Annotated in this window: 4 protein-coding genes; all 4 read right to left on the bottom strand. The window is 76.0% G+C overall.

Features of this window, described 5'->3' with window-relative positions; all coding sequences use genetic code 11:
* The coding region (locus tag RM780_RS27515) for a biotin/lipoyl-containing protein (protein ID WP_311633628.1) at positions 1-428 on the bottom strand (428 nt) is incomplete at its 3' end.
* 82 nt (positions 429-510) lie between these two features.
* A complete protein-coding gene (gene lpdA, locus RM780_RS27510; protein ID WP_311633627.1) occupies positions 511-1,899 on the bottom strand; it encodes a dihydrolipoyl dehydrogenase in 1,389 nt (462 codons plus the stop codon).
* 165 nt (positions 1,900-2,064) lie between these two features.
* Positions 2,065-3,591 (bottom strand): leucyl aminopeptidase, encoded by a 1,527-nt coding sequence (locus RM780_RS27505; RefSeq protein ID WP_311633626.1) that lies wholly within the window; start codon positions 3,589-3,591, stop codon positions 2,065-2,067.
* A 103-nt stretch (positions 3,592-3,694) separates the two neighbouring features.
* Positions 3,695-4,465: an adenosylcobinamide-GDP ribazoletransferase gene (locus RM780_RS27500; protein WP_394813103.1), complete on the bottom strand. Its 771-nt coding sequence runs from the start codon at positions 4,463-4,465 to the stop codon at positions 3,695-3,697.
* Positions 4,466-4,524 lie beyond the last annotated feature (59 nt).

Below are 4,524 nucleotides of genomic sequence, written 5' to 3'. Positions count from 1 at the left end.
CTCTCACCGAGCGCCGGAAGGGTTACGTCGGTGCCCTGCGCCGCGCCGCCGGACGGCGCCGCGGCCGGGGCCTCCTGCGCGGGCGCGGGGGCCTGCGCGGCGGGGGCCGGTTCCGGCGCGGGCGCCGGGGTGGGCTCGGGCTGCCGAGGGGCCTCGGCGGCGGGGGCAGGGGCCGCCGCCGGGGCACCGGAGCCGTCGTCGATGATCGCCAGCTCGGCGCCGACCTCCACGGTCTCGTCCTCGCCGACCTTGATGGACGACAGCACGCCGGCCGCGGGCGCCGGGATCTCGGTGTCGACCTTGTCGGTGGAGACCTCGAGCAGCGGCTCGTCGACCTCCACCTGTTCGCCCTCGGCCTTCAGCCAGCGGGTGACGGTGCCCTCGGTCACGCTCTCGCCGAGCGCCGGAAGGGTTACGGAAACCGCCATGGTTCCTGTTGCTCCTTACGCGAAGTGCGGATGGTGTGCGCGCTGGTGGGGAAGCCGCGGCAGCGCCGCCGACGCCACCGGGTCAGTCATGGGTGTGCAGCGGCTTGCCGGCCAGGGCCAGGTGGGCCTCGCCGAGCGCCTCGTTCTGGGTCGGGTGCGCGTGGATGAGCTGCGCGACCTCGGCGGGCAGCGCCTCCCAGTTGTAGATCAGCTGGGCCTCGCCGACCTGCTCGCCGAGCCGGTCCCCGACCATGTGCACGCCGACCACGGCGCCGTCCCTGATCCGCACGAGCTTGATCTCGCCCGCGGTCTTCAGGATCTTGCTCTTGCCGTTGCCGCCCAGGTTGTAGCGGAGGGTGACCACCTGGTCCGCGCCGTACAGCTCCTTGGCGCGGGCCTCGGTGACGCCCACGGAGGCGACCTCCGGGTGGCAGTAGGTGACCCGCGGCACGCCGTCGTAGTCGATGGGCACCGGCGACAGGCCCGCCAGGCGCTCGGCGACGAGGATGCCCTCGGCGAAGCCGACGTGCGCGAGCTGGAGGGTGGGGATCAGGTCGCCGACGGCCGAGACGGTCGGGACGTTCGTCCGGCAGTACTCGTCCACCAGCACGAAGCCGCGGTCCATCGCGACGCCGGCCTCCTCGTACCCCAGGCCCTGGGACACGGGGCCGCGGCCGATGGCCACCAGCAGCAGCTCCGCCTCGAAGGTCCTGCCGTTCGCGAGGGTGACCCGCACGCCCTCGTCGGTGTACTCGGCGCCCTGGAAGAAGGCGCCGAGCGAGAACGCTATGCCCCGCTTGCGGAAGGCGCGCTCCAGCAGCTTGGAGCTGTTCTCGTCCTCCGCCGGGACCAGGCGCGGCAGGCCCTCGACGATGGTGACCTCGGCGCCGAACGACCGCCAGGCCGAGGCGAACTCGACGCCGATGACGCCGCCGCCCAGCACGATCGCGGACTTCGGCACCCGGTCCAGGACCAGGGCGTGGTCGCTGGAGATGATCCGGTCGCCGTCGATGGTCAGCCCCGGCAGCGAGCGGGGCGCCGAGCCGGTGGCCAGGACGACGTGCCGGCCGGTGTAGCGGCGGCCGTTCACGTCGACGGAGGTGGGGGAGGACAGCCGCCCCTCGCCCTCCACGTAGGTGATCTTGCGGGAGGCCACCAGGCCCTGGAGGCCCTTGTAGAGCCCCGAGATCACGCCGTCCTTGTACTTGTGGACCCCCGCCATGTCGATGCCGTCGAAGGCGGCCCGCACGCCGAACTCGCCCGCCTCGCGGGCCGCGTCGGCGATCTCACCGGCATGCAGCAGGGCCTTGGTGGGGATGCATCCGTTGTGCAGACAGGTGCCGCCCAGCTTGTTCTTCTCGATCAGGGCAACGTCCAGGCCCAGCTGCGAGGCGCGCAGGGCCGCGGCGTACCCACCGCTTCCGCCACCGAGGATCACTAGGTCGAAAACGGTGCTGGCGTCGTTCGCCACGTCACGTTCCTCCAAGGGTGGTGCGCCCGCCGGTCGACGGTGACCGGCCGGCGGTATAGGTGCCGCTGGTCGCGCGGCTTGGTGTGGCTCGCCTTGGTGGTTGAGCCCGGCCCTGCCCTGCCGGAAACCCATCTTCGCACGCTGCGCGCCCCGACCGGGCCCGGGTCAGCCGCCCAGCCCGCCCTCCGCGGCCCGCTCCGCCAGCCGCACCAGCGTGCGCACGGCCGCCCCGGTGCCGCCCTTGGGGGTGTAACCGTAGGGGGCACCCTCGTGGAAGGCCGGGCCCGCGATGTCCAGGTGCGCCCACGGGGTGTCCTCGGGGACGAACTCCTTCAGGAACAGGCCGGCCGACAGGGCGCCGCCCAGCCGGTCCCCGACGTTCGCGATGTCCGCCACCGGCGACTTCAGGCCCTCGGCCAGCTCTGCGGGCAGCGGCATCGGCCAGGACGCCTCCCCGGCCTCCGCGGCGGTGGCGTTCACCAGCTCGCGGAACCCTTCGTCGTTGCCCAGCACGCCGAAGGTCCGCTTGCCCAGGGCCACCATCATCGCGCCGGTCAGCGTGGCCACGTCCACGAGCGCGTCCGGGCCCTCCTCGGCGGCGCGGGCCAGGGCGTCGGCCAGCACCAGGCGGCCCTCGGCGTCGGTGTTCAGCACCTCCACCGTCTTGCCGCTGTACATGGTCAGCACGTCCCCCGGCCGGGTGGCCGAGCCCGAGGGCATGTTCTCGGCCAGCGCGAGCCAGCCCGTGACGTTGACCCGCAGGCCCAGGCGGGCGGCGGCCAGCACGGCGGAGAAGACGGCGGCGGCCCCGCTCATGTCGCACTTCATCGTCTCGTTCGCGCCCACCGGCTTCAGCGACAGGCCGCCGGAGTCATAGGTGATGCCCTTGCCGATCAGCGCCAGGGTCGTGGCGGCCTCCGGGTGCGCGTACGCCAGCCGCACCAGGCGCGGGGGCGCGGCGGAGCCCTGGCCGACGCCGATCAGGCCGCCGTACCCGCCGTCCGTCAGGGCCTGCTCGTCCAGCACCTCCACGCTCCCGCCGTACTCGGGGGCCGCGGCCTCGGCCACGGCCGCGAAGTCGGCGGGGGAGAGGGCGTTGGGCGGGGTGTTCACCAGGTCGCGGGCGCGCGCGACCTCCTCGCCCAGCACCAGGGCCCGCTCGGCGGCGGTCACGTGTTCCTCGTTCTCCGCGTCCGGGTCCAGCAGCGTGATCCGGGCCAGGGGCGCGGACCCGGCCGGGGCGTTCCCCCGCCCGCGGAAGGCCGTGAAGGCGTACGCCCCCAGCAGCGCACCCTCCGCCACCGCGGCCACCGCCTCGGTGGAGCCGGCCGGGAGCGCGAACGCCGCGTGCCCGGACCCCGCCAGGGCGCGGGCCGCGGCCCCGGCCGCCCGGCGCAGGGCCTCGGCCGGCCAGTCGCCCTCCTCGGGAGCGGTGCCCAGGCCCACGGCGACCACCAGCGGCGCGGCCACGCCGTCGGGGGCGGCGATGCGGGTGATCTCCTCCTCGCCGCCCTTGGCGCCCAGCGTGGCGAGGGTGGCGGCCAGCGTGCCGCCCAGGGCCGCGTCCACGGCCGCCGCCCCCGGGGAGCCGGGGGCCAGGAGCGGCCCGGACTCGCCCTTGGCGACGCCGATCACCACGGCGTCCGCGGGCACGGACGGGGCGGGGAGGTTGCTGAGGGTCAGTGCTGTCACGGTGAGGTGTTCCGTTCCTGTCTGCGTCGGGTGCGCTCCGGCCGTGGGGGCCGGGCTCGCGCGCGGTCGGTGGTCCGCGGGCAGACTACGCCCGGCGCGCGGCTCAGCCGGTGCCCACCACCAGCACCAGCAGCGTCACCGCCGCGGCGGTCTCGGCGGCGGCCCCGAGCACGTCCCCGGTGACCCCGCCGAAGCGGTGGTGGCAGCGCCGCAGCAGCAGCTCCACCCCGCTGAGCGCGAGGACGACCGAGCAGACCCCGACGACCGCGCCGGCCCCGGCGGGCTCGTCCGCGTAGGCCACGGCCCCGGCCGCGAAGGCCGCCACCGCCGCGGCCACCGCCACCGCCGTGCCCACCGGCACGGTCTCGGCCACCGCCGCGCCCAGGCCCTCGGACCGGGCGGCGGGGACGCCGCGGCGGCAGGACCAGGTGAGGGCGGCCCGCGAGACCAGCGCCGCGAGCACGACGCCCACGGCGGCCAGGCCCCGGCCCCGGGCGGCGAGTTCGGTCAGGGCGGCGGCCTGGATCAGCAGGTTGAGCACCAGGGCCAGCACGCCGAACGGGCCGATGTCGGACCGTTTCATCACCTCGAGGGCTCCCGCGGCCGGGCGGGCGCTGCCGAAGCCGTCGGCAACGTCGGCCAGGCCGTCCAGGTGCAGGCCGCGGCTGAGGACGGCCAGGGTCGCCAGGGCCAGGACGGCGGCCAGCAGCGGCCCGGTGTCCAGGGTGACGAAGATCCACAGGCACGCGCCCGCGACGAGGCCGAGCACCAGCCCGGCCAGCGGGGCGCACACCAGGCCGCCGCGCGCCGTGGCCCGGTCCCAGCGGGCGCGGCCGACGGGCAGCACGGTCAGGGTGGCGAAGGCGACGCGCAGGGCCTCGGCGGGGCCGGGCGGCGGCTCGGGGCGCCCGCCGGGCGGCGGCGGGGCGGCAG

It is taken from the genome of Streptomyces boetiae, from assembly GCF_031845405.1.
Classification (GTDB): domain Bacteria; phylum Actinomycetota; class Actinomycetes; order Streptomycetales; family Streptomycetaceae; genus Streptomyces; species Streptomyces boetiae.
This window is presented reverse-complemented; position numbering and strand designations above follow the sequence as displayed.